The 3,347-nt window shown below is 55.8% G+C and carries 2 rRNA genes; both read left to right on the top strand.

Features of this window, described 5'->3' with window-relative positions:
- The first annotated feature begins 126 nt into the window (after positions 1 to 126).
- Positions 127 to 3,038 (top strand): 23S ribosomal RNA (locus tag ACQUS8_RS16040).
- Between the two features lie 112 nt (positions 3,039 to 3,150).
- A 5S ribosomal RNA gene (rrf, locus tag ACQUS8_RS16045) occupies positions 3,151 to 3,273 on the top strand.
- Positions 3,274 to 3,347: the final 74 nt, after the last annotated feature.

Below are 3,347 nucleotides of genomic sequence, written 5' to 3' on the forward strand. Positions count from 1 at the left end.
GTCGATGTACGCTCCCGGATTCACACCTCCGGGACGTGCGATGACGACTGTGTGTACGTGTAATCCAGGCGCTCACTGGACTCGCCTGCAGTTAGTGCGAGTCTTATTGAACGTCACAACATATTGACAACGTGGCTACTGTGCCGCCTGGTGGATGGCTCGGCTCGAGTGCCGACGACGGACGTGCCAAGCTGCGATAAGCCTGAGGGAGCCGCATGGAGGCGTAGAACTCAGGATCTCCGAATGGGAATCCCCTCGCAATTGCCTTGCGCAATGGGGAACGACCGGAATTGAAACATCTTAGTACGGTCAGGAAGAGAAATCGAACGAGACGCCGTTAGTAACCGCGAGTGAACGCGGCCCAGTCCAAACCGAAGCCTTTTGGGCAATGTGGTGTTCGGACTGACTCTCATCGAGCGAACGATCATGCGAAGTCTCCTGAAACGGAGCGCGATACAGGGTGACAGCCCCGTAGACTGATCTAGTAACTCGTGCGTCAGCTCCAGAGTAGCGGGGACCGGAAATTCCTCGTGAAGATGGCAGGCATCGACTGCCAAGACTAAGTACTCCTCGAGACCGATAGTGAACAAGTAGCGTGAGCGAACGCTGAAAAGTATCCCGAGAAGGGAACTGAAATAGAGCCTGAAATCAGGTGGCGATGGAGCGACTGGGCATAAAAGGCCCTCTGAAGAACGAGGCAGGCGCAAGCCTGTAGTAGGACTCGGAGGGAGCCGATGTCCGGTCGTACGTTTTGAAAAACGAACCAGGGAGTGTGTCTGTTTGGCGAGTCTAACCCGAGTATCGGGGAAGGCATAGGGAAACCGACATGGTCGCAGCATTGCGAGGACCGCCGTCTTCAAGGGCGGGGAGTCAGACGGACACGACCCGAAACCGAGTGATCTACGCGTGGGCAAGGTGAAGCATGGCGAAAGCCATGTGGAGGCCTGTTAGGGGTGGTGTCTTACAATACCCTCCCGTGACCTACGTGTAGGGGTGAAAGGCCCATCGAACTCGGCAACAGCTGGTTCCGACCGAAACATGTCGAAGCATGACCTCTGCTGAGGTAGTTCATGGGGTAGAGCGACCGATTGGGGAGACCAACTCCGAGAGGAGTTGGCCCCCCTGTCAAACTCCGAACCTATGAACGCCGTGGACGCAGGGAATCCGGTGTGCGGGGTAAGCCTGTGCACCGTGAGGGAGACAACCCAGAGTTAGGTTAAGGTCCCCAAGTACGAGCTAAGTGCGATTGAAGGTGGTCTCGAGCCCTAAACAGCCGGGAGGTGAGCTTAGAAGCAGCTACCCTCTAAGAAAAGCGTAACAGCTTACCGGCCGAGGTTCGAGGCGCCCAAAATGATCGGGGCTCAAGTTCGTCACCGAGACCTAACAGCACCCGTGACAGGGTGATCTCGTAGGTCGGCGTTCCGTTCGGATGGAAGCATGGACGAGAGTTCATGTGGACCGTACGGGAACGAAAATCCTGGTCATAGTAGCAGCGTTAGTCGGGTGAGAACCTCGACGACCGAAAGAGCAAGGGTTCCTCAGCAATGCTGATCAGCTGAGGGTTAGTCGGTCCTAAGTCGCATCGTAATTCGAGTGCGACAAAAGGGAAACTGGTTAATATTCCAGTACTGTTGTGCAGTGAAAGTCGACGCCTCGGGGTAGGTCAAGCCGGACTATCGTCCGGTCGAACCGTCGAAATCCGTGGAAGCCGTAATGGCAGGAAGCGGACGAATGACGGGATAGGGAAACTTGATTCAACCTGGGGCCCGTGAAAAGACGAGCACAACATCCGTACCGAGATCCGACACAGGTGCTCTGGCAGCGAAAGCCAAGGTCTGTCGGGATCAACCGACGTCAGGGAATTCGGCAAATTAGTCCCGTAAGTTCGCGATAAGGGATGCCTGCCTCGCAATGAGGCAGGTCGCAGTATCATGGAAGCTCCGACTGTCTAATAACAACATAGGTGACCGCAAATCCGCAAGGACTCGTACGGTCACTGAATCCTGCCCAGTGCGGGTATCTGAACACCTAGTACAATAGGACGAAGGACCCGTTAACGGCGGGGGTAACTATGACCCTCTTAAGGTAGCGTAGTACCTTGCCGCTTCAGTAGCGGCTTGCATGAATGGATCAACGAGAGCTTCACTGTCCCGACGTTGGGCCCGGTGAACTGTACGTTCCAGTGCGGAGTCTGGAGACCCCCAAGGGGAAGCGAAGACCCTATAGAGCTTTACTGCAGGCTGTCGCTGGGACACGGTCGCTAATGTGCAGCATAGGTAGGAGACGATACACAGGTGCGTGCGCCAGCACGTCGCCGAGTCATCAGTGAAATACTACCCGTTAGTGACTGTGACCCTCACTCCGGGAGGAGGACACCGGTAGCCGGGCAGTTTGACTGGGGCGGTACGCGCTCGAAAAGATATCGAGCGCGCCCTACGTCCATCTCATCCGCGTCGGAGACGCGGAGAAGAGTGCAAGAGCATAAGATGGGCTGACAGTGTCCTACACAACGAGGGACGCTGACGCGAAAGCGTGGTCTAGCGAACCTATGAGCCTGCTTGATGCGGGCCATAGATGACAGAAAAGCTACCTTAGGGATAACAGAGTCGTCACTCGCAAGAGCACATATCGACCGAGTGGCTTGCTACCTCGATGTCGGTTCCCTCCATCCTGCCCGTGCAGAAGCGGGCAAGGGTGAGGTTGTTCGCCTATTAAAGGAGGTCGTGAGCTGGGTTTAGACCGTCGTGAGACAGGTCGGCTGCTATCTATTGGGGGTGTGAGGTATCTGACGGGAACGTTCGTATAGTACGAGAGGAACTACGAACGGCTGCCACTGGTGTACCGGTTGTTCGAGAGAGCATGTGCCGGGCAGCTACGCAGCACGGGGTAAGAGCTGAACGCATCTAAGCTCGAAACCCACCTGGAAAAGAGATACCACTGAGGTCACTCGTAGAAGACGAGTTCGATAGACTTGGGATGTACGCGCCGAGGCAACGAGGCGTTGAGTCCGCGAGCACTAACGACCGAAGCCACACATTCATAGACTTGGACTATCTGCACGCGAGTCCAGGCGCTAACTGGATTACACATACACACAGTCACTCGATACTGACAGTGGTCTGGTCATGGTTCGATTCCATGAGTCAGCATTGAGGCGGCCATAGCGGTGAGGACAACACCCGTACCCATCCCGAACACGGAAGTTAAGCTCACCTGCGTATCAGGTAGTACTGGAGTGCGAGAGCCTCTGGGAACACTGATTCGCCGCCTCTCCATTCATAGTGGGGTTCGATTGAACCCCGGTTATAAGCCTCCGAGCGATAGCGGTATCGCTCGGGGGCTTTTCG

Origin of the sequence: Halarchaeum sp. P4 (assembly GCF_051195175.1) — an archaeon.
Classification (GTDB): domain Archaea; phylum Halobacteriota; class Halobacteria; order Halobacteriales; family Halobacteriaceae; genus Halarchaeum.